Genomic DNA, 22,816 nt, shown 5'->3' with positions numbered 1-22,816 from the left:
CGAACGGGCGTGCCCCACTCCCGTGCGGAACGGGTCGGCAGTGCAGTGCTGATCGGACTTCGCCCTGTTCGGCGACGCGGGGACGGAGGTGCACGGCGAGCACGGCATCAGGCTCGGCTACTGGATGGTGGGCACGGTCGGTCCGGCCGCCTGGTCCCGCGCCCCGGGCAGGACGGCGGCGGAGAAGATGGTGGCGTGGGCCGTGTGGGTCGTCACCCAGATCGTGTCCCATTCCACGTGAGCCGGCGCCCGGGCGGACGGGGGCGGTCAGCGGCCGGCCTTGCTGCCGGCGGCGTTCACCGCGGCGCCGTTGCGGGACCGGATCGGGTCCAGCGTGCCGAGGTGCTGGGCGATGAGCGCGCTCTGGAGCCTGGACTCCTCCTTGAACCACACGTCGACCAGACCGGTCTGCGTCTTGCAGTCGACCTCGGCGACGGCGATGGCGACCTCCTCCGGGGAGGGCCGGCCCTGCACGTGGGGCACCCGGTCGGCCGCGTCGAAGGGGGTGGCGAGGCCCTTGTGGCCCTTGCCGTCCATGCACTGCGACCACTCGCCCAGGGCCTTCGTGACGGCCGGCAGCTTCATCGACTCGGTGAAGGAGTTCCCGTTCAGCTCGGCGACGAACGTCAGGTCGTCCTGCGTGGGCTTCTCGATCTGCCGGGCCGCCCAGTTCGTGCAACCGCCCTCGTGGAGCTTCTTGCCGTTGTACGAGTCGCGGGCGCGCTCGGGGCTCTGCTGCGGCGCACCCTTCGCGGCGGCGGCGGGCAGCTTCCGGCCGGTCAGCACCTCGAACTCCACCGGCTCCAGCTCCGGGACCTTCTGTCGCACCGGCTCGGCGGTCTCGTCGGGCAGGCCGTACCCGTGGGCGGCCGCCGTCTCCCGGTCGGTGAGACCGTAACGCCGCTCCATGTTCGCGTCGTTGTCGCTGGGCGGCGGGTTGGTGCCCTCCACCGGCAGCTGGACCGGAAGGCCGTAGTCGGCCATGCACCGCTCCTGGAGCTTGCGCACGGCCCCGTCGAGGACGACGGTCTCCTCGAAGGTCTGCATGTAGGCCTCGAGCGGGAGCGTCAGCCCCCGGGCCAGACCGCGCTCCGGGGTGGCCTTGGGCCACTTGGCCTTGTCGACCAGGGGCCGGTCCCCGGCCACGGGCGCCGCCGACGTGACGGACGACGTGCCGCCGCCGGCGCAGGAGGTCAGCAGGCTGGTGGCCGCGACCACCACGATCGCGGCGGCGGATGCGCGCTGGTTGAACTTCACGGTCTCGGCTTCCTTTTCGAGGGGGAGAGGGAGAGAGAAAGGGGGAGGGGCGAGCGGGTCAGGCGAAGTGCTGGGAGGCGTTCTCGTTCTTCAGCGCGGAGATCAGGTTCGACCAGGGGCAGTTTCCGTAGGGCTCCCGCTTCTGGAAGTACTGGGAGGTGCCGCCGTAGCCGGAGTTGAAGTACACGCGGTAGGCGTCGGTGCCCGAGCAGTTCTGCACCGAGGCGGCGTTGTTCTTCATGTACTGCCAGGCCCCGGTGCCGCTGCCGTTGAAGACGTACCGGAAGGTGGTGAGCGTGGAGCCCTGGTACTGGCTGGTCCCCGTGTAGTCGCTGACGTTGCCGTAGAACTGGGCCCAGCTGGAGGTGTAGGAGCCGTCTTTGACGGCCAGCTCCTTCGAGTTGTAGAAGAGCATCAGCAGGGGCTCGTTGGCGCAGTTGATCCACGTCACGTCGCAGTTCGAGGTGACCTTGTGCTCGGCCGCGTGCGCGCTGGTGGCGGTTGCCGCGACCAGGGCCGTGGCCGCCGTGACCGTGGCGAGCGCGGTGCCGAGGCGTGCGCGGGAGGTCTTCTTCATGAGCGGAGGAGCCTTTCGTGTGTCCGGGGCCGGGGGCGGCGCGCCCCGCACCCGCGGGTGCGGAGGGCGCGCCGTTCGCCGTCGGTCGTCGGGGTGCCGGAAGCCGGCTCAGAACCTGACGACGAAGTTGTTGACCGTGCCGGTGTTGCCGGTGATGACGTCGTCGACGCGGAGCTTCCACCAGCCGTTGACGGGCAGGTCGGTCCCGTTGACCGTGTAGGTCTTCTTGAAGACGCCCGACCCGGTGGACGTGCCGCTCGTACCGGCCGCCTTGAGCAGGTGGAAGGAGCCGTCCGGGGCGATCAGGTCGATCTTGAGGTTGGACAGGGCCTGGTGCTCGACGTGCACGAACACCTGGAGCTTGTCGGATCCGACGCCGGACAGGCCGTCGGCCTTGGTCCAGATCTCCGTGTAGTTCTTGTCCGGGATCGCCTTCACGGTCTGGTTCTCGTACGACGGGAACCCGAGCGACCAGCCCTTGAGGTCACCGGTGGAACCACCGGCCGAGTCGGTGACCTTCAGCGTCCACGTGCCGTTCGCGGTCGCGTCGGTGGCGTCCACTCCGTAGGTGGTCTGGAGGGTGCCGCCGGCCTCGGAGCCGTACGGCTTGAGGGTGAAGGACCGGTTGTCGGGGCTCGTGAGGACGAGCCGCAGGTCACCGATCTTGGTGTGGGTGAGGTTCGTGTAGACCTGGAGCGGGCCGGAGGCGTTGCCGGGGATCTCCGAGACGTTGATGGTCGAGGAGAGGGTGCCGGTGTCGGGGATGACCTGGCTGGTGGTCTTCTCGAACGGCGTCGGGAAGATCAGCGACCAGGTGGTCAGCTTGCCCGCGTCACCGTCGTCGGTGTCGGTCATCCGCAGCTTCCACTCGCCGTTGGCGGGCGAGTCGGAGGCGTCCACGGCGAACTGCGCGATGATGTTGTCGGCGCCGTCGGAGGCGCTGGCGTTCTTGAGCAGGTACGTCTTGCCAGTGGGCGAGAGGAGTTCCAGCTTGATGTCGCCCCGGTAGGCGTGGGTGATGTTGACGGACGCGGTGAGGTTCTTCGGTGCGTTGCCGGGGTACTCGGTGACGGTCACCGGCGAGACGGCCGGCGTGCCGGGCGTGCCCGCCCCGGTGGGGGCGTCGGGGATGTTCACGTCGAGGTCGTTGTCGACCTGGAAGGAGCGGGGCTTCTTGTCCGCCTCCGGCTTCGGCTCGATCGCCGTGACGGCCTTGCCGAGGTCGATGCGGGGCGTGCTCGTACCGCTGTAGGTGACCGAGGCGGCGCTGGTGGCGAGGAGCGACACCAGGCTGTCGATGCCCTCGGTGGGGTAGGTCTGCTTCAGCACGGCGAGGGCGCCGGCCACGTGCGGGGCGGCCATCGAGGTGCCGTTCTTACTGGCATAGGTGTTGCCGGGCACGGAGGAGACGATCGAGGTGCCGGGCGCGAACAGGTCCAGCAGCGGGCCGCGGTTGCTGAAGGTGGAGACCTGGTCGTCATCGGTGGTGGAGCCCACGGTGACGGCGGAGGACACGCAGCCGGGGGCGCTGACGGCGTCGGTGTAGCCGTTGTTGCCCGCCGCGACGACGGTGGCCACGTTCTCCGTGAGCAGGCTGTCGATGATCGGCTTGCGGGGGTCGGCGGCGCAGGCCGTCGTCCAGCGTCCGCCGCCCAGGCTCATGTTGGCGGCGACGATGTTGGTGCCGGCCTTCTTGAGCGCGTGGACCTTCTCCAGTCCCTTGATCTGGGAGCTGGTGAAGCTGAGCACGCACGGACTGGCTCCGGCGCCGCAGTACTCGTCGGAGTCGAACTTCGAGAACACCTGGACGGCGACGATGTCCGCGCCGGGGGCGACACCGCGGGTGGGCGCCCCGCTGATGCCGGCTCCGTTGCCGGCGGCTATGCCGGCGACGTGCGTTCCGTGGGAGCACGCCGTGCCCACGGTGGCGCAGGCGCCGGCCTCGGCGTCGGCGCTACCCGGGCCCGCCTGCTCGGCGCTGCCGTTCGGGCAGAGGCTGGTGGCGCCGTAGCTCTCGTCGTTGACGGAGAAGCAGGCCTCCGTCTTGACGCGGCCCGACAGGAACGGGTGCTTGGTGGCGACGCCGGTGTCGAGGACCGCGACGGCCGTGCCGGCGCCGGTCTTCCCGGCGGTGGCGGCCTTGTCGCTGCCGATCTTGACGGTGGACTCGTTCAGCGTCGGCGGGACCGGCACGTCCTCGGTGACGCTGAGGACGCCGGGCTTGGAGTTCAGTGCGTCAAGACCCGCACGGTTCACCCGGAGGGTGACCATCGGCAGGGTGTCGTAGGACACGAGGGTCTGGCCCGCCTCGGACGCCGAGGCCAGGTCCGTGCGCTGGTCGGTGACGACGTTGACGCGGACGGTGCCGCCGCTCGCCGTCTCGTCGAGGAGCGGCGGGTCGACCGGGCCGGTCGGCGCCGCGGAAGCCGGGCTGGTGCCGAGGAGCGGGTTGGCGGGCGCCGGTATCGCGGTGAGCACCAGGGCCGCCGCGGTGGCGGTCACCAAGGCCCATACGGGTCTTTTCACTTACTACTCCAGCTCGTGAAGGGGTGTTCGGGCGCGCAAAAGGGGGCCGGGCAGCGAGGCTTTCTCGTTGCCGGGCCCCCTCGCGTTCAACGGGGCCGGGACAGCTGACGGATCAGGTGGCGTTGGCGCCGTTCTTGGGGCGTCCGAAGTAGAAGACGGCCGTGTAGTAGGTGTAGGCGGTCGACCGGCAGGCACCCTTCCAGAAGTAGGCAGGGCAGGTGTTGTTGTACAGGATGTTGTAGAACGCGACATCGACTGAAATGCCCTTGTTGCGGTCCAGGTAGTAGCGGTAGCCCTTGTAGCTGTTGCCGATGGTGCCGTAGCCGTAGTCGTGCGAGTCACAGGCGGCACGGAAGTCCCAGCCTCCGGGCTTGTCGGATGCGCTGGTGCAGTGGTCGCCGTTGACGCCGATCACCCAGGCCTTGGTGGGCGTCTGCTTCCAGTACGGGTTCTTCCAGCCGTAGTGGGCGACCTTCGTGGCGCAGCCGCTGTACTGGTACCACATCCACGACACGGCGGTGGAGCAGTGACGCGGGTACGCCTGCGGGTCGGTGATCTCCGAGCCGCTGAAGTCCGAGGCGGCCGGGGTGATGCCCTCACCCTGGGCGATGCTGGGCGCACCCGACATCGCGCTGCCCGCGACCGGGACGGTGCCGGTGGTCTCCTGCGCCTGCGGGGCGGCGGCGCTACCGGAGAAGGTCAGCTCCCAGCGGGCGCCGTTGTCGGAGGTGGCGGTGGCGACGCGGTCGCTGCCGTCGTAGGTGTAGGCGTTGAGCTCGCTGCCCTCCGCCGGGTTGGTGACCTTCCGCAGCAGGCCGGAGGTGTCGTAGGAGTAGCGGGCCAGCGTCTGCACGGTCTGGTCGACGGTGAGGGTGATGTCCTTCACCTGGCCGTTGACGTCACCGAGGGCACTGCCCGAAGCGGTGGTGGCGGTGGCGTAGTTGACCTTGAGGGACTGCGCCGGGGTCTCCCCGCGGGCAGGCTCCTTGACGGCGGAGACACGGCCCACGGAGTCGTAGGAGACCGTGGACTGCTGGAACGCCTTGCTTCCCACCGCGGTGACGCGCCAGTTGTCGCCGCCGCCGCCGACCTGCTTCCACGTGAAGGAGGTCTTCAGGTCGGCCGCGGGGATCGGGTTGCCCGACTGGTCGACCGGGGCCTGGTCACCGGACTCGACGGTGGTCAGGTTGACGTTCAGGGTCTCCACGGCGGTCGTCTTCAGCGTGCCGAGCAGGTCGTCCCAGGTGATGCTCTCGACCACGGTCGAGCCGTCCGCCGACTTGTACGTGTTGACGCTGCCGCCGTTGGGGCCGGCGACCGAGTCGGTCAGGTCGTAGCGGGTGGACTCGTTGGTGTCCAGGTACGTCGTGGTGATCGCACCATTGCCCGTGGTCAGCTTCCGGTTGAGCTGCCCGCCGAGGAACTCGGCCTCCCAGCTGGGTCCGAACACGCCCAGGTCGGAGCGGGTGGCGGGGGCGTCCTGGGCCTGCGACACGCCCTGGGCCTGGGCGACGATCGTGTGGGAGCGGCCCATGAGGCCCGCGGGCACGTCGTTCTCGGCGATCTGGTAGCTGTTGCTCTCGGACACGTACATGCCCGGGCCGATGTTCTGGATCTCGCCCTGGGCGAGGGGCTGCGTGGGCAGCTCGGTGGCCGAGGCCATCTGCTGCGGGAGCAGCAGGGCCAGGGACACGGCGACCACGACAGGGAGCGCAGTTCTGCGCATGGGTGTTTCCCTCTCGATCAAGTCGACCGGCGGTGATCGACAAGCAGGACCGTAAGGAGGGCTTTTGTTGTCCGCAAAGCATTGCCGCGCCGATCAAAACACCCGGTTTTGTTGATTGTTGGATCCCGATCACGATGAGTACGAGTACTCATGTACGAGGTGATCGGCGTCGCGCATGATTCCTGCATGCGATCGACGTCTCTCTTCAAGCCCGTACTGGCGGCCGCGCTCGGCTGCATGGTCCTTTCCGGCTGCGGCGCCCAGAACGACACCCCCGAACGGGCCTCCGCGGGCAGCACGGTGGGGGACGAGCCGCGTGACCCGTCGTCGCCCGGCGGCGATCAGGAGGTGCGCTTCCTCGCCCTGATGAGCCGTACCGCGCAGGGCTGCGGCCCGGACGCCCCGAACGGCACGGGCGGTGGCGGCGTCCCGAAGCCGGAGGACCTGCCGGGCGCGGAGGCCGTACCCACGCCGAGGTACGGGCCGGGCCAGACCCCGCCGGGCGTCCCGAACGCCGACGGGGACATCCCCGTACCGCTGGACGATGCCGCGCCCCCGTCGAAGCCGGCCGGCGGCTCGGCCTCGCCCGCGCCGGCCCGGGAAGTACCGCTGACCGGTACCGAGAAGTGCGTCGGGGCCGAGCACGTGAAGCGGGTCGGCGACGCCTTCAAGGGCGCGAAGCCGACCGGCTACGAGGCGATGCAGAAGCAGTTGACGGGACTCGACTACCCCCTCTCGCGGATCCACCGGATGCCGGACCGCGCGGGCGCGCCCCGGGTCAGGGTCGACCTGCGCGTGATGGGCGGCCACGTGGCCCTGGAGGTCACCGCCGGCGGCAGCGGGGTCGTCGCCGAGGCGTTCGGCGCCCCGGAGACTGAGGACGTGAAGGTGGCCGACGTGACCCGCGGCCCGGGCCCGGACGCGCCCGCCTCCTGACCCCACGCGCCCGCCTCTTGACCCCGTTTGCTCCTGATCGACAGGGGCAGACGCGCGGCATGTCCGGGACAGGAGGGTCGACGACCATGGAAACCGTCACCACGAAGGTGCCCGCCCGACTGGACCGGCTGCCCTGGTCGCGGTGGCACTGGATGATCGTGATCGGGCTCGGCACCGTCTGGATCCTGGACGGTTTGGAAGTCACCGTCGTCGGCAGCATCGCCGGCCGCCTCTCCGAGGACGGCAGCGGACTGCCCATCACCGACGCGCAGGTCACCGGTCTCGCGGCCGCGCTGTACGTGGCGGGCGCGTGCTCGGGGGCACTGTTCTTCGGGCGGCTCACCGACCTCTTCGGCCGCAAGAAGCTCTTCCTGATCACGCTGGCCGTCTATCTGGGGGCCACGGCCCTGACCGCCCTCTCCTTCTCCGTCTGGTGGTTCTTCCTCTTCCGCTTCCTGACCGGCTTCGGCATCGGGGGCGAGTACGCGGCCATCAACTCGGCGATCGACGAGCTCATCCCCAGCAAGTACCGCGGCCGCGTCGACCTGATCATCAACGGCAGCTTCTGGCTCGGCGCCGTGGCCGGGGCCCTGCTGTCGGTGGTCGCCCTCAACACCGACGTCTTCGCACCGTCGGTGGGCTGGCGGCTGACCTTCGCCCTCGGGGTCGTCCTGGGCCTGGTCATCCTGCTCGTACGGCGCCACGTACCGGAGAGCCCGCGCTGGTTGTTCATCCACGGCCGGACGCAGGAGGCGGAGGACCTGGTCGCGGACGTCGAACGCCGGGTGGAGGAGGAGACGGGACGGCCACTGCCCGAGCCCGACCGGGCCATCACCATCACCGTGCGGCGCAGCATCGGCTTCGGGGAGATCGCGAAGACGGTGTTCCGCACCTACCCGCGCCGGGCCGTCCTCGGCCTCTCGCTCTTCGTCGGGCAGGCCTTCCTCTACAACGCCATCACCTTCGGCTTCGGATCCATCCTGATCACGTTCTTCGACGTCTCCAGCTCCGTGACCGGCTACTACTTCGCCGTCGTGGCCTTCGGGAACTTCCTCGGCCCGCTGTTCCTGGGCCGCCTGTTCGACACGCTCGGCCGACGGCCGATGATCGCGGGCACCTACATCCTGTCCGGTGTGCTGTTGTTCGCGACCGCCTGGCTCTTCGGCGCGGGGCGGCTCACCGCCGTGACCATGACCGCCTGCTGGTGCGTGGTGCTCTTCTTCGCGTCCGCCGGGGCCAGTTCCGCGTACCTGACCGTCAGCGAGATCTTCCCGATGGAGACCCGGGCGATGTCGATCGCCTTCTTCTACGCCGTCGGCACCGCCGCCGGCGGCATCTCCGGTCCGCTGATCTTCGCCGGGCTCACCTCCAGCGGGGTGGTCTCCGACGCGGTCCTCGCCTTCTCCATCGGCGCCGGGCTGATGGTGGCGGCCGGACTCGTCGCCGTCTTCTACGCGGTCGCGGCCGAGGGCCGCTCCCTGGAGGACATCGCCACCCCGCTGTCCGCCCGGGCCGCCGAGGCGGAACCCGCCCGCTGACGGACCGCTCTCCGCCCGTGGCGCCGGCCACCGAACGTGTGCGGACGGGCACGGAGGCCGGACGCGTGAAGGGTGGACGGGCGGGCAGGCGCACACAGGAAGCGCAACACCGGACACGTGCCGGGATGCGATCTTTTTCTACGGTTCCAGGAGAGCGGTTCCATGCCTCTCCAGCTGATACTGCACCTCGACCTGCACGGCCGGAACGCAGCGTCCCAGGCCCGGCGTGCGGCCCGGGCCCACCTCGCCGCGGCCGCGGCCGCGGCGAGCGATGACCAGCCGCTCCCGCTGGTGACGGTGGACACGGCGCTCCTGCTGATCAGTGAACTCGTCACCAACGCCGTCCGCCATACGGGCGGGGGCTGCCTGTTGGAGGTCCGTCTCGCGTCGAACGGGATCGACATCGAGGTCACTGACACCAGCGACGCCGAGCCGGAATCCAAGAGGCCCGACCGGCGCGGCGAGGGGGGCTGGGGGTGGCACCTGGTCAACCGGCTGGGGACCGACGTGGGGATCCGCCACCATGCGGCGGGAGGGAAGACGATCCACGTGCGCGTCCCCCGTTGACGTCCGCGCCCACCGGTGCCGGGCGGGGCTGCTCCCTGCGCAGGCTCCGCCCATCCGGCCTGCTCCTCCCGGGTACGGGACGGGCGCGGGCCCGGCCTGCCGGCCAGGCCGGGGCGGTGGTGCCGGCGTCAGGTCACCGCTCGGGCCCGCAGCACGCGGGCCGGCTCCTGGCCTCCGCCCGTCGCCAGCACCCGTACCTCGCCGCCGCTGCTGATCTCCGCCCGGACGATGCCGGTGGCGTCCTCGTAGACGGGGTGCCCGCCCGGTCCCGCCGCGCTGGTGCGGGTCATCCGGACAACGTCTTCGCCGACCCCGTCCGCGGCCGCGAAGACGACCTCGTAGGTTTCCGCGTCGCCGTCCGGGGACCGGGCGCCCTCAGGTTGCGCCGTACTCATGGCCGACCTCCTGCCGTGATGACGTCTGCCGTTCGCCGGCGGTGGCCGACTCTCCACCTGCCACGCTAAGCCCGGTCCGCCGCTCTGTCCTGGCCGGCCGCCCCCGCCGCACTGGTCCCGGCGGGTGAACGAGCGAGCGGGAGGGCACCCCCCGGGGGTGTCCCTCCGATCGTGCCGGGATCGCGGCCCGATCGACAGGGCACGCCTGGTGTCGTCGAAGTAGCGTGGGCCGCCCGAAGGGCGGGGCCGCTACTTCGACGACACTCCCCAGTCGCGGGGCCGTACCACGAACGCGACCGCGTCCACCGGTCCGCTGCGGCGGAAGTGCAGCACGAACGGCAGTGCGTCGCCCACCTGCCGACGGGTCTTGACCTTGATCGTCAGGTCCAGGGTGGTGGGCGTCATGACCAGGAAGTCACCCGCCGGGATGTTCGCGGAGGAGACCGTGCGCGTGGCTTCGCCGCCTTCGCCGACCCGCTCGTGCCGGTTCAGCGTGATCTCGCCCGCGACCGGCGAGGTCACCCCCACCAACTGGTCGTCGGAGTCGCCGGTGTTGGCGATCCGGAAGAAGGCCGTGGTGCGCTCCTCGCCCGCAGCGGGGAGGAGGATCCGGCCCACGCCGACGTCGATCCGTGCCGGGCTGCCCGCGGCCCCCGCTTTGGTCCAGGCCGTCAGACCCACCAGCATCGTCAGACAGGCCATCACGGGTACCAGCGTGGCGAGCAGCCCTTCGCGCAGGCTCCGGCGGCTGGGCCGGCGGCCCTCGGCCACCGCCTTCACCATCCGGTTCCCCGCCCGGCCGGCCGTTCGGATCGCAACGCGCAGGAGGTGCATCAACGGGGTGCCTTCCGTACGGGGGTGGCGAGGCGATGCGGCGCGGGCTGCCAGGTGCGCAGGCGCAGGCTGTTGGCCACCACGAGGAGCGAGCTGGCGGACATCGCGGCGGCGGCGAGCATCGGGCCCAGCAGCCCCACGGCCGCCAGCGGCACGGTCACCGCGTTGTAGCCGAACGCCCAGACCAGGTTGAGCCGGATCGTCGCCAGGGTGCGGCGGGCGAGGCGGACCGAGTCGGCGACCGCTTCGATGTCACCCCGTACGAGGGTCACGTCGGCGGCCCCGATGGCCACGTCCGTGCCGCTGCCCATCGCGATGCCGAGATCCGCCTCCGCCAGGGCCGCCGCGTCGTTGACCCCGTCCCCGATCACGGCCACCCGGCGGCCATGGCCGCGCAGCTGCCGGACGAGCGCCGCCTTGCCTTCCGGAGTGCAGTGGGCGTGCACCTGCGTGATGCCGAGCTCCCGGGCGACGGCCCGCGCGGTGGCCTCCCGGTCGCCGGTGGCCAGGACCGGTTCCACGCCGAGCCGCCGCAGCCGGTCCACCGCCCGGTAGCTGCCGGACCGCAGCACGTCGCCCAGTGCGATGAGCGCCTCGTCGAAGCCGTCCACCCGGACCAGGACCGGGGTGAGCGCGGCGGCCTCAGCCTCGGCCAGCGCGTGTGCCAGGGAGGCGGGCAGGCCCTCGCCGGGCGTGCGCACCTCCACCCGGCGGCCCTCCACGATCCCGGTGACGCCGCTGCCGGGGACGGCCAGGAAGCCGGTGACCGCCGGCAGCGGGCCCTCGGACGCCACGCGCTGCGCGTAGGCGACGACCGCGCGGCCCAGCGGGTGCTCGGAGCCCTGCTCGACCGCCCCGGCCAGCCGGAGGGCGGCCTCCCGGCCGATCCCGCCGGCGGTCCCCGTGACCCGTACGACGGACATGTGGCCGGTGGTGAGGGTGCCGGTCTTGTCCAGGACGATCACGTCGACGTGCCGCAGGGCCTCCAGTGCCTGCGGCCCCCTGACCAGGATGCCGAGGCGGGCGCCGCGGCCGGTGGCGGCCATGAGGGCGGTGGGGGTGGCCAGGCCCAGAGCGCACGGGCAGGCCACGACGAGGATCGCGACGGCCGCGGTGACGGCCGCCTGGGGGTCGGCTCCGGCGCCGAGCCAGAAGCCGAGCACGGTGACGGCCAGGGAGAGCACGGCGGGGACGAAGACGCCCGCCACCCTGTCGGCCAGGCGCTGGGCCCGCGCCTTGCCCGCCTGGGCCTCCGTGACCAGGTGCGTGATCCGGGCCAGGCGGGTGTCGGCGCCGACCGCCGTGGCCCGTACGAGGAGCAGGCCGCCCATGTTGACCGCGCCGCCCACCACCGCCCGGCCGGGGCCCACCTCGACGGGATCGCTCTCCCCGTTGATCAGCGACAGGTCCAGGGCCGAGCTGCCCGAGACCACGACGCCGTCGGTCGCGACCCGTTCCCCGGGCCGGACGACGAATCCCTGTCCCGGTACGAGCTCCTCTATGGGCATTCGGCGCTCCCTGCCGCCCTCGCTCACCGTCACGTCCTTGGCGGCCAGCCCGGCGAGGGAGCGCAGTGCCGCACCCGTGCCGCGCCGGGCACGCGCCTCCAGATGGCGGCCGGTGAGCACGAAGAGCGGGACGGCGACCGCCGCCTCCAGGTAGACGTGCGCGGTTTCGGTTTCGGTTCCGGCCGAGGGCAGGAGGCTGAACGGCATCCGCATGCCGGGATCGCCCGCGCCGCCGAGGAACAGCGCGTACAGGGACCATGCGAAGGACGCGATGACGCCGAGCGAGACGAGGGTGTCCATGGTGGCCGCCGAGTGCCGCAGTCCGCGGGCCGCCCTGAGGTGGAACGGCAGGGCGCTCCAGACCGCCACGGGGGCGGCCAGTACGAGGCACAGCCACTGCCAGTTGCGGAACTGCAGGGCGGGAACCATCGACAGGACGAGGACCGGCAGACAGAGCAGGGCGGTGATCAGCAGGCGTTCGCGGTCCTTGCGTGCCTCCTCCCGTGTCGGACCGGCGGGGTCGTCCGGGTCGTCGGGATCATCCGGACCGGGCGGAGCGCTCCGGCCGCTCGGACCGTCCGGACCGGTTGCGGTCCCCGGCGCGGCCCGTGGCGCGGGCGGCGGCACCAACTCCGCCCCGTATCCGGCCCGTTCGACCGCCGCCAAGAGGTCTGCGGGCGGGACGTCCGCCGGGTGGTGCACGCGCGCCCGGCCCGTGGCCAGGTTGACCGCGGCCGTCACCCCGTCGATGCGGGCCAGCCGCTTCTCCACGCGGTTCACGCACGCCGCACAGGTCATGCCTCGGACGACGAGGTCGGTGGTCACCCCGGCGACCGTGCTCCCCTCCGCCGTCACCGGTCACCGCCGAGGTGACCGCCCATGTTCCCGCCGCCGGGACCGGACCGCCCGGAGGAACCGGCGTCGCCCACGGTGCTCCGCATGCCGGGCGCCACCGGCCCGGCCGCGGAACCGACCCCGTACGCGAGGGCGAACATCGCCAGGAGCAGCACCACGAAGCCGGTCAGCGCCGGGGGAGGGCCCCACCGCCCCGTGGACGCGGGTGCCTGGACTGCGGACTGCTGTTCATCGGCCATCGACATTCCCTGATCCGAGGATTCGCTCACGGAGCCACCGCCCCGCCAGTTCCGCGCAGGTGGTCGGATGCCGTCGCGGCCTGGTTCCCGTTGGGTCCCGCCGGTTTCCGGCCGGTCAGCTCTCCCGGGGTAGGGGACGAAGGTGCTGCTGTCCTCGGCGACGGCCAGGGCGCGTCCCAGCGGCAACGGCTTTCTCGCCGAGGGCGCCATGGGCGCCGCCCGGGCGCTACGACTGCCCTGGCCCGAGGAGGAGTTGGCCGAACCCATCCGGCGCGCCGCCCGCACCTGCCCGGCCGAGGGCATCGCCGCCTGCGCCGAGGCGGGCATCGGCGGCGCCCTCTTCGGGCACACTCCGGTCGCACTCGGCGCCTACCAACGCGCGCGTGAAAACGGGCTGTTGCCGCCGCGGGTCAGCTGATGGTCCCCGCCGACCGGCTGCGTCCGGTCGGCGCGCACGAGGCCGACGGCATCCCCAAGCCCCCCGATCTCGGCCTGCGCACCGGCTTCGGCGGCGACCGGCTGTCCGCGGGCGCCCACGCCTGCCGCTGGGAGGACAGCGCGGGCGGCCTCACCCCCCGGGCAAGCGCGCCGACCTCGACGTACTGGGCGACGACCCGCGGCGGGTCGACCTCGCGCACCGGCGACATCGAGGTGGTGGCGACGTATGTCGACTGCCGGGAGGCCGGGAGGCCGGGAGGCCCGCGGAGGTGAAGGAGGGTGCCTTGTCGGCCAGGTGCGCATGAGGCGTGCATCAGGGGTGACCGGCGAGACACCCTCTGGGGTCCGCAGTGCGCCGGCGGACCGTCAGCAGGCGCGGACCGGCTGGTGGTCGTGGACGAAGCGGGCCGAGACCCAGCCCTTGGAGCCCTGGAGGCGGTACCAGACGGGGTTGCCGTCCACCCAGCCGCCGCGCTTCTGGCAGTGGAGGAGTACCCGCTGACCGGGGCGGAGCGACTTGACGACGGGGGAGTACACCGTCGCCCTCTCGCGTACGTGGAGGGGCGCGTCCGAGACCACCTCACCCACCGGGTACGCGGCCCGGGGCGCGGCGGCGGCCGGCGCGGCCCCGTGCTGCTGGGCGGCCCACCCGGCGCCGCCCAGCGGGCCGAGCGCCAGGCCTGCGGCCAGCGCGCACATCAATACGGACTTGTTCATTTTCGGCCCTCTTCTGCGAAAAACATCGGCGCGGGCATGCCGCGGCGGACCGCGGACGCTCGAGAGTGCCCGTCACGACTATCCGCGCGGACAGGGAGACTCCGGGGCCCGACACGTCCGCGGTTCCCCCCGATGGCCCGCGCACCGTCGAGCCGTACCCCTGTTCGGGGGCATGTCCGGATCCCGCTGTTTCGGACGCGGGCGAACGAGCAGACGCGAGCCATGGCACTCGGTGTCGTCGTGCCGTCGTGTCGTCGTGCCGTTCCGGCCGGACGGTGCGACCCCGGCCCCCTGCCGCCCGTCGCCCTCCTGCAGAGACGAGTCATCATGGACCACCGGCCTCGCGTCCCCGAGCAGAACCTGACCTGGACCACCGAGATCCACCAGGTCAGGACCCGGCTGCGGTTCCCCCTCCGGGCCACGTTCCAGTGGTCGTCCGCAGAGCCGCTGGGGGTCGAGGTCACCTTCCATCCCGTGGGGGCCCACGACGTGACGTGGCTGATCGGCCGAGACCTCCTGGCCAGGGGCCTGCGCACCCTGGCGGGAACGGGGGAGGTGCGGGTCCGGCCGTCCGCCGGACCCGGCCGTGCGGGACAGGTCCTCCTGCGGCTGGGTACGGCGCCCCCGTACGCCCTCTTCGTGCTGGACCGGGCGCAACTGGAGTCCTGGCTGGAGAAGACGTGGGCGGCGGTTCCGGCCGGTGCCGAAGCACAGCGCCTGGACTGGGAGTTCTTCGAAGGCCTGCTCGCGGACCACTAGCGGGTGCGTGCGGCAGGCGGCTGCTCCAGCGTCGAAGGAGGGGAAGAGATCCGGCCGAGCCGGCCCGGTGGCCGTACGCCCGGCAGCCGGCGCTCGGGGGCGCTCGGGGCGCGTTCGCTGCGGATCCGGCAGGCGTGTGGGCGCCGGGCCGCACGACGAACCCTGAGAGCAGGTGTGTTCCATGCGTACGTCGACACGTGTCGCAGGTGTCCTCACCGGCCTGACCCTCGCACTCGGCGGCACGGCCCCCGCCGCGCACGCGGACGCCACGGCCTGCATCAACCAGGTCGAGCGGGAGCTGCAGGGCGGCGAGGTCCCGTCCTACGTCAGGGCGGCGTGCTCCACCGGGCAGAGCGGTGACCAGGGGGGTGTGTGACGGCCCTGACCGAGGGCGGCGGTGTGACGAACGGCACCGCGGTGACCGCCTGCAAGGTGGCCCGGTAGGCGCGGCTCACGAACACAGGGTGCGTCACCGCGGCAGGCATCACAGCTGCACGCGTCACAGCAGGGGAAGGGCCCTGTCGTTGTGGACGCCGTCCGCGGCCTTGGGGCCGGGCGGCCCCGTCGGGGCGCCCAGGGGCCCCGCCAGGTAGGCCAGGAGGCCGGCGATCTCACGGCCGGCCTCCGCCGGGTGGCGGAAGCGCGCGCCGGGCGCGATGGCGTAGCGGTTGCGCCGTCCGTCCCGGGTCCGGGTGAGGTACCCGTCCGTCTCCAGGTCCGTGACGATCGCCTGAACGGTGCGCTCGGTCAGGTCGCAGCCCGCCGCGATGTCGCGCAGCCGGATCCCCGGGTCGCGCGCGATGGCGATCAGGACCCGGGCGTGGTTCGTCAGAAAGGTCCAGTGGTTCCGGCGACTCGTGTGCTCGTTCTCCACCCCGACATTCTCGTAGGGATGACTCGCGAAAAGCAAATCCAGAAAAGTCTTTCCGGTATAACTTGACGTGTGTCCGAGGCCCCGGCAGGGTGCAGGGAAGCGGAAGGGGACTTCCGCAGCGACCGAGCAACGAGCGACCGAGAGATCGCACAACGCGCCGCAAGCACCTGTGCCCAAGGAGCGAAGACGATGACCATGACGGCCACGACCGAGGCCACCACCTCGACGACGCCCGCCACGACGGCCACCACCCCCGCCGGTGGCGCCGCAGCGGGACCCGCGCTGAGCGGGCTGCCCGAGGTGCCCTGCCCGCGGGAACTGTCGACCGTCGACGCCCGGCAGCTGACCCGGGTGTTCTTCGAGCGGCTGCGGAGCCTCGAAGAGGGCACCCGTGAGTACCAGTACGTGCGCAGCACCCTGATCGAGATGAACATCTCACTGGTGAACTTCGCCGCCCGCCCGTTCCGCGACCGTCCCGGCGGCCCCGAGAACGAGGACATCGTCCAGGTCGGCATCATCGGCCTCATCAAGGCCATCGACCGCTACGACCCCGAGCGCAACACCCAGTTCACCACCCTCGCCGTGCCCTACATCACAGGTGAGATCAAGCGCCACTTCCGCGACACCACCTGGGCCGTGCGCGTCCCGCGCCGATTCCAGGAGCAGCGCCTGCTGCTCGCGAAGGCCACGGAGGAGCTGACCTCCGAGACGGACCACGCGCCCACCCCGGCGGAACTCGCTGCCCACTTGGGCCTCACCGAGGACGAGGTCCGCGAGGGCCTGGTGGCCGCCAACGCCTACTCCACGCAGTCCCTCGACGCGCCCCAGACCGAAGCCGGCGGCACCGGGGCCCCCGCGGGCGGACAGCCCGCCCGCTCCCTGGCCGAGACCGTCGGCGACCTCGACCCCGCCCTGGAGGCCGTCGAGGACCGCCAGGCCCTGGCACCCCTGCTCGCCGGCCTGGACGAACGCAGCACCCGCATCCTGGAGCTCCGTTTCGGCCAGGAGATGACCCAGGCGGAGATCGGCGAGGAGGTCGGCCTCTCCCAGATGCACGTCTCCCGCCTGCTCGCCCGCACGCTGGAGACCCTGCGCGAGGAGATGCTGCACGACTGACCGCGGTCCGAGGACCTCAGGCGGTCGGGCGCCCGTCGGCGCCCGACCGCCCCGACCCGTTCCCGAGACCTGACACCGGGGAGTCATGAACAGCTTCGTCCGACTGCTGGCCGTCCTCGGCGGCTCCGTCGTGCTCACCCTCTTCGTGGGCCGCCTCACCGACCTTCTGCTACGGCGGGCGGACGCCCGCCACCCCGAGACACCACTGTGGAACATGCTGCGCCGCTGCGGGCCGTCGGTGCGGGTGCTGCTGTTCACGGCGGTGCTGCGCGGGGCGTACCGCCAGATCGAATGGCAGCCGCTGCGCGAGCACGAGGCCGCCGTGGGCCGGACCCTGACGCTCGTACTCATCGGCGCGGGCGCCTGGTGCGTCGTCGGCATCGCCTCCGCCATCGTGGAATCCTCCTACGCCCACTACGCGTTGGGTACCCGCGACCCCTCCCGCGTGCGCCGGGTCCGCACCCAGGTGACGCTCATCAGAAGGTTCGTCACCGCCGTCGTCGCCGTGGTCGCGGCGGCCGCGATGCTGCTCACCTTCCCCGCCTTCCGGGCCGTCGGCACGTCCGTACTGGCCTCGGCCGGCATCATCGGCATCGTCGCGGGCGTGGCCGCCCAGTCGACCCTCGGCAACCTCTTCGCCGGCTTCCAGATCGCCTTCGGCGACATGGTGCGCATCGGCGACACGGTCGTCGTCGACGGTGAGTGGGGCGTGGTCGAGGAGGTGACGCTCACCCTGATCGCCGTGCGCACCTGGGACGAGCGCCGGATCACCATGCCCGTCTCGTACTTCACCTCGCGGCCCTTCGAGAACTGGTCGCGCGGCGGTGTCCAGATGACCGGCACGGTCTTCCTCCACTGCGACCACACCGCCCCCGTCTCCCTCATGCGCGAGAAGCTGAAGGAAATCCTGGACGGCTGCGAGGCGTGGGACGGCCGCGGCTGGGACCTCTCCGTCACCGACACCACCCCCACCACCATCGTGGTCCGGGCGATCGTCACCGCCCAGGACGCGGACCGGCTGTGGACCGCGCGTTGCGAGGTGCGTGAGCAACTGGTCGGCTGGCTGGCCGAGAAGCACCCGTACGCCCTGCCCCGCGTCGCCACGTCCACCGCCGTGCCCTCGCCGGAAGCCGGAGCGGGAGCGGGTGTGGGTGCGGGCATGGGAGCGCTCGCGGAAGGGCGTACCGAGGCCCGTGCCGACGTCAGGCGGCCAGCGGGGTAAAGGGGTACAGCCCGTCCGCACCCGGCTGCACGACGCCGTAACTGCTCTCCGGCACTTCGTTCCACGCCCCCGGCAGATTCCCGAGGGGCTCGGACACCACCAGGCGTGTCTCGTCGGACACGTCCTGGAGGAAGCGCACGTCGGGGTGCAGCCTGCGCAGCGTGTCCACCCGGCTGCTGTAGAAGAGCGACCGCGAGGCGCCCTGGCTGGAGTAGCGGAAGGCCCACACTGCGGCCCCGTCGGTGACGGCCACCGTCATCTGCATCGGGTACTCCACGCCGTGCTCGTGGCCGACGCGTTCCACCACCCCCACCATTCTGGCGACGGCGCCCGGAGGGTCCTCCTCCAGGCCGAAGGTGAGCGCCAGGTAGAACATGACCTCCGAGTCCGTCGTGCCCTCGATATCCCCGAACAGCGCGGGATCGACGAGCAGGGCGAGGTCCCGCCGCATCGCGTGGAAGCCGGCGATGGCTCCGTTGTGCATCCACATCCAGCGGCCGTGCCGGAACGGGTGACAGTTCGTCTGCTGCACCGCCGTGCCCGTCGACGCCCGGATGTGGGCGAAGAACACGGGGGAGGTGACATGGTCCGACAGCTCCCGCAGGTTGCGGTTGTTCCATGCGGGACCGACGTCCCGCATCAGGGCGGGCGTGCCGTCGCCGCTGCCGCCGTCCGGATACCACCCGATGCCGAAACCGTCACCGTTGGTCGTCTCCACGCCCAGCTTCGAGTGGAGGCTCTGGTCGATCAGCGAGTGGGCGGGTTTGTACAGGATGGTGTCGAGCAGCACAGGGGTTCCCGAATACGCCAGCCACCGGCACATGTGCGATCACCTGACTCGTCCGCCCCGTCCGGGTTGGTCGTGCCGCGGACCGGCCGGGGCCGTAACCGCCCGCGTGGGCGCCCCGCCGCCCACGCGCCATTCTCCCGCCGCCCGGCGGCGGCCGCACGCGGGACGACCGCACACAGGGCGCAGCGCGCCGGACGGCCCGGCGGCTACCAGCCGAAGCGGCGGTCGACGACGGCCGCGAACTCCTCGAAGCTCAGCACGCGGTCGCCGTTCTGGTCGGCGGCGTCGAAGAGGGCCGAGGACTCCTCGGTGTCCCCCACGCCCCAGAACGGGATCGCTCCCTGCGCGGCGAGGGTCGGACCCTTCGAGCGCAGGGCACCGATGACCTCGGCCCGTGTCAGGGTGCCGTCCTGGTCGAGGTCGAGGGCGTCGAACAACCGCCGGGCCTTCTCACTCATCACATGTCCTCTCAGCGGTGCACGCGCCGTCTCGGCCGGCGGGTCCTGTACCCAAGGACGCGCTGCGGCCCCGTGAGGTTGCCGCGGCCGGGGCCGGACCTCAGGGACGGACCTCGGCGCCCCTCCGGTTGAACGGCAGCCGGCCCAGTAGAACCGCCATCCCGCAAGTGCCGGTGAGCGCGGAGAAGACCAGTCCGCCGCCGATCGCCGCGGACAGCAGCGAGAAGGCCGGGTGGAGGAGCAGCCCGAGGAGCAGACCGGCCAGCACGAGGGCACCCGCCGCGCCGCGGACCTGGCGTTCCATCGCCCACACGGCCCGCGACCGGGCACCGCCGGGGTACTCCAGGGCGTGGCCGCCGGCCGCCCAGGCCTGCGTACCGCCCGTGAGACCAGTTGCGGGGATGCCGTGCGGGGCGAGGGTCGCGACGGCGTCGGCCGAGCGGGCTTCGGAGGCGCACACGATCAGCAGGGGGCGGCGTTCGGCGGCCCGCCGCAGTTCCGGCAGGCTCCGTACGAGCCGGTCGAGGGGGACGTTGACGGCGGCCGGGAGGTGGCCGGACGCGAACTCGCCCGGTGTGCGGACGTCGACGACGGTCAGTGCGCGCAGCCGTGGGTGCGCCTGCTCGACGTCGAGCGAGGTGGGGACTCTCATGGCGGACCTGGTCCTTGGCGCGGGGGAACGGAGGGGAGGTCCGGCGCCGCGCGCCGCACGGGGTGCGGTACGGCCCGCGGCACCGGAGCCATGCCGGGGATGGTAGGCCCCCGCGGGGCGGCCCGGCCGGATCCCGGCGGCCCTGCCACACGACTGCCATGTTCCGGAAACAGCCGGCGCCCGGGCGGGCCCTTGCCCGTTCGTGCTCACCAGCCGCTACAGCGGGGAATCAGCGCCGCTCGACCATGCCCGGCTGCACCCGTCCCCGCGGCCGGCCGCGGGGACGGCCCGTCGGCCCGGGGTGCCCGCCGGAGTTCAGTAGCGCAGGGCCGTGGCGGTCTGAGCCGACACCGTGCCGGTCAGCTTGTGCGTGCTGCGGGCCGTGCCCTGGCCCGTGCCCTTCCCGGCGACATCGGAGACCGTCACCACCACGGTGTCGACGACATGGCCGCTCTCATCCTTGAACTCGACCTGCACCGCGAAGGACTTGGTGGCGTCGTCGGTGTTGCGCACGGTCACGGGGACCGTCGTGTAGCCGTCCGCGTCGCCGGCCACGGCGCCCAGGGACACCTGGTCCTTGGCGTCCACCCCGCCCTTGACCTCGGCGAGCTTGTCCTTCGCGACGGCGGCCGCGGACTCGGCGGACTTCGCGGCCTCGGAGGCGGCCGACGAGACGGCCTCTCCGGCCGACTTCACCGCGGACGCGGCACTGGAGACGGTCCCGGCCGGGTCGCCGTCGCCGCCCGAACAGCCCGCGGCGCCGAGCGCCACCGCCGCCAGTACCACGCCTGCCGCACCACGCATCCACGCGACCGTCGCCACCACGCCTCCAAGGATGTTCCGGGCCCCCCAGTCAAAGCCCCGGCGACCCCCGGATGCCCACTGGACGGGGCATCCGGGTGAGGAGCCGCGGCGATGGGCGAGACAACCCCCTAGGGGGTGCGTCCCGCGGCCAGGCGGTGCTCGTGGACGCGGAGGTGGAGGGCGGCCAGGTCCAGCAGGGGAGTGGCCACCCCCAGCGCGCGGGCGCGGACGGTGAGGTCGGTCAGCACGTGGTCGGCCTCCGTCGGCGCTCCGGCGACCAGGTCGCGGTAGAGGGACGGGGTGAGGGGTGAGCCGGGGGTCGTGACCGTCGCCGTGGTGAAGGCCAGCTCGGCCGCGGGCACCGGGTGCCCGGCCGCTGCGGACACCGCCGCGGCCTCGGCGAGCAGGGACGCTCCGAGAGCCGCCCCGCCCGCGACGGCGTTCACCTCCCCGACGGTGCCGCGCATCAGGCAGGTGACGGCGACGAGGGTGGAGATGAAGACCCACTTGTGCCACATGGCGGCGACGATGTCCGCGGTCGGCGGCGAGTCGATGCCCGCCCCGGTCAGGACCGTACGGATCGCGTCCACCCGGGCCGAGGGACGGCCGTCGAGCTCGCCGGTCAGGATGACCGCGGGCGGCGCCATGCGCAGGATGTCGCCCTCCTCGTTCAGGGTGGTGACCACCTTCGCGACCCCGCCGAGGACTGCGCGGGCCCCGAGGCGCGCGACGAGCGCGTCGAGCTGGGCCACCCCGTTGAGCAGCGGTACCACGGCGGTCCCCCGGCCGACGGCCGGCGCGACGTCCGCCAGCGCCTGGTGCAGGGCGGTCGCCTTCACCGAGAGCAGGACCAGGTCGTAGTCATCGCCCGGGGCGCCCGCCGTCACCAGCTTCGGCGTGAGGCGGAGCTCCTCCCCCTGGCCGTCGACCCGCAGGCCGCGGGCCTCCAGGGCCTTCGCGCGGGCCGGCCGGACCAGGAAGGAGACGTCCTGGCCGGCCTGTGCGAGCCGGGCGCCGAAGAAGCCGCCGACGGCGCCGGCGCCGACGCTGAGGATCCTCATGCGCGGGTGCCTTTCGTGGGGGCGAGCGGGGTGCCGTCGACAGGGGTTCGAGGAGAGCGCGGGGTGCGCGGCGCATACCGGGAGACCGCGACGCCGGCCAGGCACAGCAGCCCGCCGAGCAGCGTCAGCCAGGCCGGTACCTCGCCCAGCAGAGCCCAGCTCAGCAGGACGACGATGGCCGGGACGGCGTACGTTGTCGCGCCCAGCCGGCCGGCGGGCATGCGCGCCAGGGCGTAGGTCCACGTGGTGAAGGCGAGGGCGGTGGGAACCACGCCCAGGTAGACCATGTTCAGGGTCGCGGACACCGGCGCCCGCGGCAGTTCGTCGAGCAGCCGACCCGTGAACGGCAGACAGACCGCGGCGCCCGTCATGCAGCTGTACGCGGTGATCTGGAGGGGCGTCCCGTACGAGAGGGCGGGTTTCTGGGCGATGACGCCGGTCGCATAGGCCACCGCTGCCAGCAGGCACAGGACCACTCCGAGGAGCGAGGTGGAGCCGCCGTCCCCCGACGACATGGACAGTCCCACGACCACCGCCCCGACGAAGGAGACGGCCATGCCGGCCAGCAGGCGCGGCGGCAGCGCCTCGCCGAGCAGGCGGGCGGCCAGGAGCGCCATGAGGATGGGCCCGGTGTTCACGAGCAGGGACGCCGTACCGGCGTCGACCAGCCGCTCGCCCCAGTTCAGCGCGACCGTGTAGCCGCAGAACCACACCACGCCGGAGATCAGGATCCCGCGCCACGCCTCGCGGGGCGGCAGGCCCTGGCGGCGGATCAGGAGCAGGACGCCGAGCACCAGCGAGGCGGCCAGCAGTCGGCCGAGGGCCAGGGCGCCCGGGGAGTACGCGGCGCCCGCGCTGCGGATGGAGACGAAGGCGGAGGCCCAGGCGAACACCGTGAAGGTGACGGCGCCGACCGTGAGGACACCGGGCGGGATCGGATTCGAGCGGAACGTCATGCCACCACTCT

Annotated in this window: 25 protein-coding genes; 9 read left to right on the top strand and 16 right to left on the bottom strand. The window is 72.3% G+C overall.

Features of this window, described 5'->3' with window-relative positions; all coding sequences use genetic code 11:
* Nucleotides 1-267 precede the first annotated feature (267 nt).
* The 4 genes from AB0F82_RS00605 to AB0F82_RS00590 form a co-directional block, all read right to left on the bottom strand.
* Entirely contained in the window at nucleotides 268-1,257 is a 990-nt protein-coding gene (locus AB0F82_RS00605; protein WP_362622200.1) for a hypothetical protein, read from the bottom strand.
* A gap of 58 nt (nucleotides 1,258-1,315) precedes the next feature.
* Nucleotides 1,316-1,834, bottom strand: a complete 519-nt coding sequence (locus AB0F82_RS00600; RefSeq protein ID WP_356811541.1) for a hypothetical protein — start codon at nucleotides 1,832-1,834, stop codon at nucleotides 1,316-1,318.
* A 108-nt stretch (nucleotides 1,835-1,942) separates the two neighbouring features.
* Nucleotides 1,943-4,360, bottom strand: coding sequence for a proprotein convertase P-domain-containing protein (locus AB0F82_RS00595; protein WP_362622197.1), 2,418 nt, complete (start codon nucleotides 4,358-4,360; stop codon nucleotides 1,943-1,945).
* Nucleotides 4,361-4,472: 112 nt separating this feature from the next.
* The gene (locus AB0F82_RS00590; protein WP_362622194.1) at nucleotides 4,473-6,086 is read right to left on the bottom strand and encodes a phospholipase A2; all 1,614 of its coding nucleotides are present in this window, start codon (nucleotides 6,084-6,086) and stop codon (nucleotides 4,473-4,475) included.
* Nucleotides 6,087-6,272: 186 nt separating this feature from the next.
* Here AB0F82_RS00590 and AB0F82_RS00585 point away from each other — a divergent pair, with 186 nt between their 5' ends.
* From AB0F82_RS00585 to AB0F82_RS00575, 3 genes are all read left to right on the top strand, one after another.
* Nucleotides 6,273-7,022: a hypothetical protein gene (locus AB0F82_RS00585; protein ID WP_356811544.1), complete on the top strand. Its 750-nt coding sequence runs from the start codon at nucleotides 6,273-6,275 to the stop codon at nucleotides 7,020-7,022.
* A gap of 59 nt (nucleotides 7,023-7,081) precedes the next feature.
* Nucleotides 7,082-8,560: an MFS transporter gene (locus AB0F82_RS00580; protein ID WP_362622191.1), complete on the top strand. Its 1,479-nt coding sequence runs from the start codon at nucleotides 7,082-7,084 to the stop codon at nucleotides 8,558-8,560.
* A gap of 162 nt (nucleotides 8,561-8,722) precedes the next feature.
* Nucleotides 8,723-9,127 carry an ATP-binding protein gene (locus AB0F82_RS00575; RefSeq protein ID WP_362622189.1) on the top strand — a complete coding sequence of 135 codons (405 nt, stop codon included), beginning with the start codon at nucleotides 8,723-8,725 and terminating at the stop codon, nucleotides 9,125-9,127.
* Between the two features lie 128 nt (nucleotides 9,128-9,255).
* Here the strand turns inward: AB0F82_RS00575 and AB0F82_RS00570 are convergent, their stop codons facing one another.
* The 4 genes from AB0F82_RS00570 to AB0F82_RS00555 all read right to left on the bottom strand — a co-directional run bounded on the left by AB0F82_RS00570 (nucleotide 9,256) and on the right by AB0F82_RS00555 (nucleotide 12,958).
* Nucleotides 9,256-9,522: a DUF6296 family protein gene (locus tag AB0F82_RS00570; RefSeq protein ID WP_356811547.1), complete on the bottom strand. Its 267-nt coding sequence runs from the start codon at nucleotides 9,520-9,522 to the stop codon at nucleotides 9,256-9,258.
* A 249-nt stretch (nucleotides 9,523-9,771) separates the two neighbouring features.
* On the bottom strand, nucleotides 9,772-10,305 hold the full coding sequence (locus AB0F82_RS00565; protein ID WP_362622186.1) for a copper chaperone PCu(A)C: 534 nt from the start codon (nucleotides 10,303-10,305) through the stop codon (nucleotides 9,772-9,774).
* 50 nt (nucleotides 10,306-10,355) lie between these two features.
* A complete protein-coding gene (locus tag AB0F82_RS00560) occupies nucleotides 10,356-12,662 on the bottom strand; it encodes a heavy metal translocating P-type ATPase (RefSeq protein ID WP_362623371.1) in 2,307 nt (768 codons plus the stop codon).
* 53 nt (nucleotides 12,663-12,715) lie between these two features.
* Nucleotides 12,716-12,958, bottom strand: coding sequence for a hypothetical protein (locus tag AB0F82_RS00555; protein WP_362622183.1), 243 nt, complete (start codon nucleotides 12,956-12,958; stop codon nucleotides 12,716-12,718).
* A 142-nt stretch (nucleotides 12,959-13,100) separates the two neighbouring features.
* Here AB0F82_RS00555 and AB0F82_RS00550 point away from each other — a divergent pair, with 142 nt between their 5' ends.
* Both AB0F82_RS00550 and AB0F82_RS00545 read left to right on the top strand, forming a co-directional pair.
* A complete protein-coding gene (locus tag AB0F82_RS00550) occupies nucleotides 13,101-13,376 on the top strand; it encodes a hypothetical protein (RefSeq protein ID WP_362622182.1) in 276 nt (91 codons plus the stop codon).
* Nucleotides 13,376-13,669: a hypothetical protein gene (locus AB0F82_RS00545; protein WP_362622179.1), complete on the top strand. Its 294-nt coding sequence runs from the start codon at nucleotides 13,376-13,378 to the stop codon at nucleotides 13,667-13,669. Before AB0F82_RS00550 ends, AB0F82_RS00545 begins: the two co-directional genes overlap by 1 nt.
* A 93-nt stretch (nucleotides 13,670-13,762) precedes the next feature.
* Here the strand turns inward: AB0F82_RS00545 and AB0F82_RS00540 are convergent, their stop codons facing one another.
* Nucleotides 13,763-14,113 carry an SH3 domain-containing protein gene (locus AB0F82_RS00540; RefSeq protein WP_362622176.1) on the bottom strand — a complete coding sequence of 117 codons (351 nt, stop codon included), beginning with the start codon at nucleotides 14,111-14,113 and terminating at the stop codon, nucleotides 13,763-13,765.
* Between the two features lie 327 nt (nucleotides 14,114-14,440).
* Between AB0F82_RS00540 and AB0F82_RS00535 the strand changes: the two genes are divergently transcribed.
* Both AB0F82_RS00535 and AB0F82_RS00530 read left to right on the top strand, forming a co-directional pair.
* Complete coding sequence (locus AB0F82_RS00535) at nucleotides 14,441-14,872, top strand: SsgA family sporulation/cell division regulator (protein WP_362622173.1); 432 nt, start codon at nucleotides 14,441-14,443, stop codon at nucleotides 14,870-14,872.
* 181 nt (nucleotides 14,873-15,053) lie between these two features.
* Complete coding sequence (locus AB0F82_RS00530) at nucleotides 15,054-15,248, top strand: hypothetical protein (RefSeq protein ID WP_362622170.1); 195 nt, start codon at nucleotides 15,054-15,056, stop codon at nucleotides 15,246-15,248.
* A 123-nt stretch (nucleotides 15,249-15,371) separates the two neighbouring features.
* Here AB0F82_RS00530 and AB0F82_RS00525 read toward each other — a convergent pair whose 3' ends face one another.
* On the bottom strand, nucleotides 15,372-15,746 hold the full coding sequence (locus AB0F82_RS00525; RefSeq protein ID WP_362622167.1) for a helix-turn-helix transcriptional regulator: 375 nt from the start codon (nucleotides 15,744-15,746) through the stop codon (nucleotides 15,372-15,374).
* 195 nt (nucleotides 15,747-15,941) lie between these two features.
* On the opposite strand from AB0F82_RS00525, the gene AB0F82_RS00520 reads away from it, so the two are divergent.
* Together AB0F82_RS00520 and AB0F82_RS00515 are read left to right on the top strand one after the other, a co-directional pair.
* A complete protein-coding gene (locus tag AB0F82_RS00520; protein WP_436842019.1) occupies nucleotides 15,942-16,862 on the top strand; it encodes a SigB/SigF/SigG family RNA polymerase sigma factor in 921 nt (306 codons plus the stop codon).
* Between the two features lie 85 nt (nucleotides 16,863-16,947).
* Nucleotides 16,948-18,084 carry a mechanosensitive ion channel family protein gene (locus tag AB0F82_RS00515; RefSeq protein WP_362622162.1) on the top strand — a complete coding sequence of 379 codons (1,137 nt, stop codon included), beginning with the start codon at nucleotides 16,948-16,950 and terminating at the stop codon, nucleotides 18,082-18,084.
* On the opposite strand, the gene AB0F82_RS00510 is transcribed toward AB0F82_RS00515, so the two are convergent.
* From AB0F82_RS00510 to AB0F82_RS00485, 6 genes are all read right to left on the bottom strand, one after another.
* On the bottom strand, nucleotides 18,065-18,907 hold the full coding sequence (locus tag AB0F82_RS00510) for a class II glutamine amidotransferase (RefSeq protein WP_356811555.1): 843 nt from the start codon (nucleotides 18,905-18,907) through the stop codon (nucleotides 18,065-18,067). The two genes, AB0F82_RS00515 and AB0F82_RS00510, sit on opposite strands and share 20 nt — an antisense overlap.
* Nucleotides 18,908-19,080: 173 nt before the next feature.
* Nucleotides 19,081-19,332 (bottom strand): EF-hand domain-containing protein, encoded by a 252-nt coding sequence (locus AB0F82_RS00505; RefSeq protein WP_030652127.1) that lies wholly within the window; start codon nucleotides 19,330-19,332, stop codon nucleotides 19,081-19,083.
* 100 nt (nucleotides 19,333-19,432) lie between these two features.
* Complete coding sequence (locus AB0F82_RS00500; protein WP_362622158.1) at nucleotides 19,433-19,984, bottom strand: rhodanese-like domain-containing protein; 552 nt, start codon at nucleotides 19,982-19,984, stop codon at nucleotides 19,433-19,435.
* Between the two features lie 315 nt (nucleotides 19,985-20,299).
* Nucleotides 20,300-20,809 carry a hypothetical protein gene (locus tag AB0F82_RS00495; protein ID WP_356811557.1) on the bottom strand — a complete coding sequence of 170 codons (510 nt, stop codon included), beginning with the start codon at nucleotides 20,807-20,809 and terminating at the stop codon, nucleotides 20,300-20,302.
* A 107-nt stretch (nucleotides 20,810-20,916) separates the two neighbouring features.
* The gene (locus AB0F82_RS00490) at nucleotides 20,917-21,849 is read right to left on the bottom strand and encodes a 2-dehydropantoate 2-reductase (protein ID WP_362622156.1); all 933 of its coding nucleotides are present in this window, start codon (nucleotides 21,847-21,849) and stop codon (nucleotides 20,917-20,919) included.
* A complete protein-coding gene (locus AB0F82_RS00485; RefSeq protein ID WP_362622153.1) occupies nucleotides 21,846-22,805 on the bottom strand; it encodes a DMT family transporter in 960 nt (319 codons plus the stop codon). Before AB0F82_RS00485 ends, AB0F82_RS00490 begins: the two co-directional genes overlap by 4 nt.
* Nucleotides 22,806-22,816: the final 11 nt, after the last annotated feature.

This window comes from Streptomyces virginiae (assembly GCF_040638905.1).
Lineage (GTDB): Bacteria > Actinomycetota > Actinomycetes > Streptomycetales > Streptomycetaceae > Streptomyces > Streptomyces virginiae_B.
The sequence above is the reverse complement of the archived record's forward strand: the minus strand, read 5'-3'. Positions and strand labels throughout refer to the sequence as shown.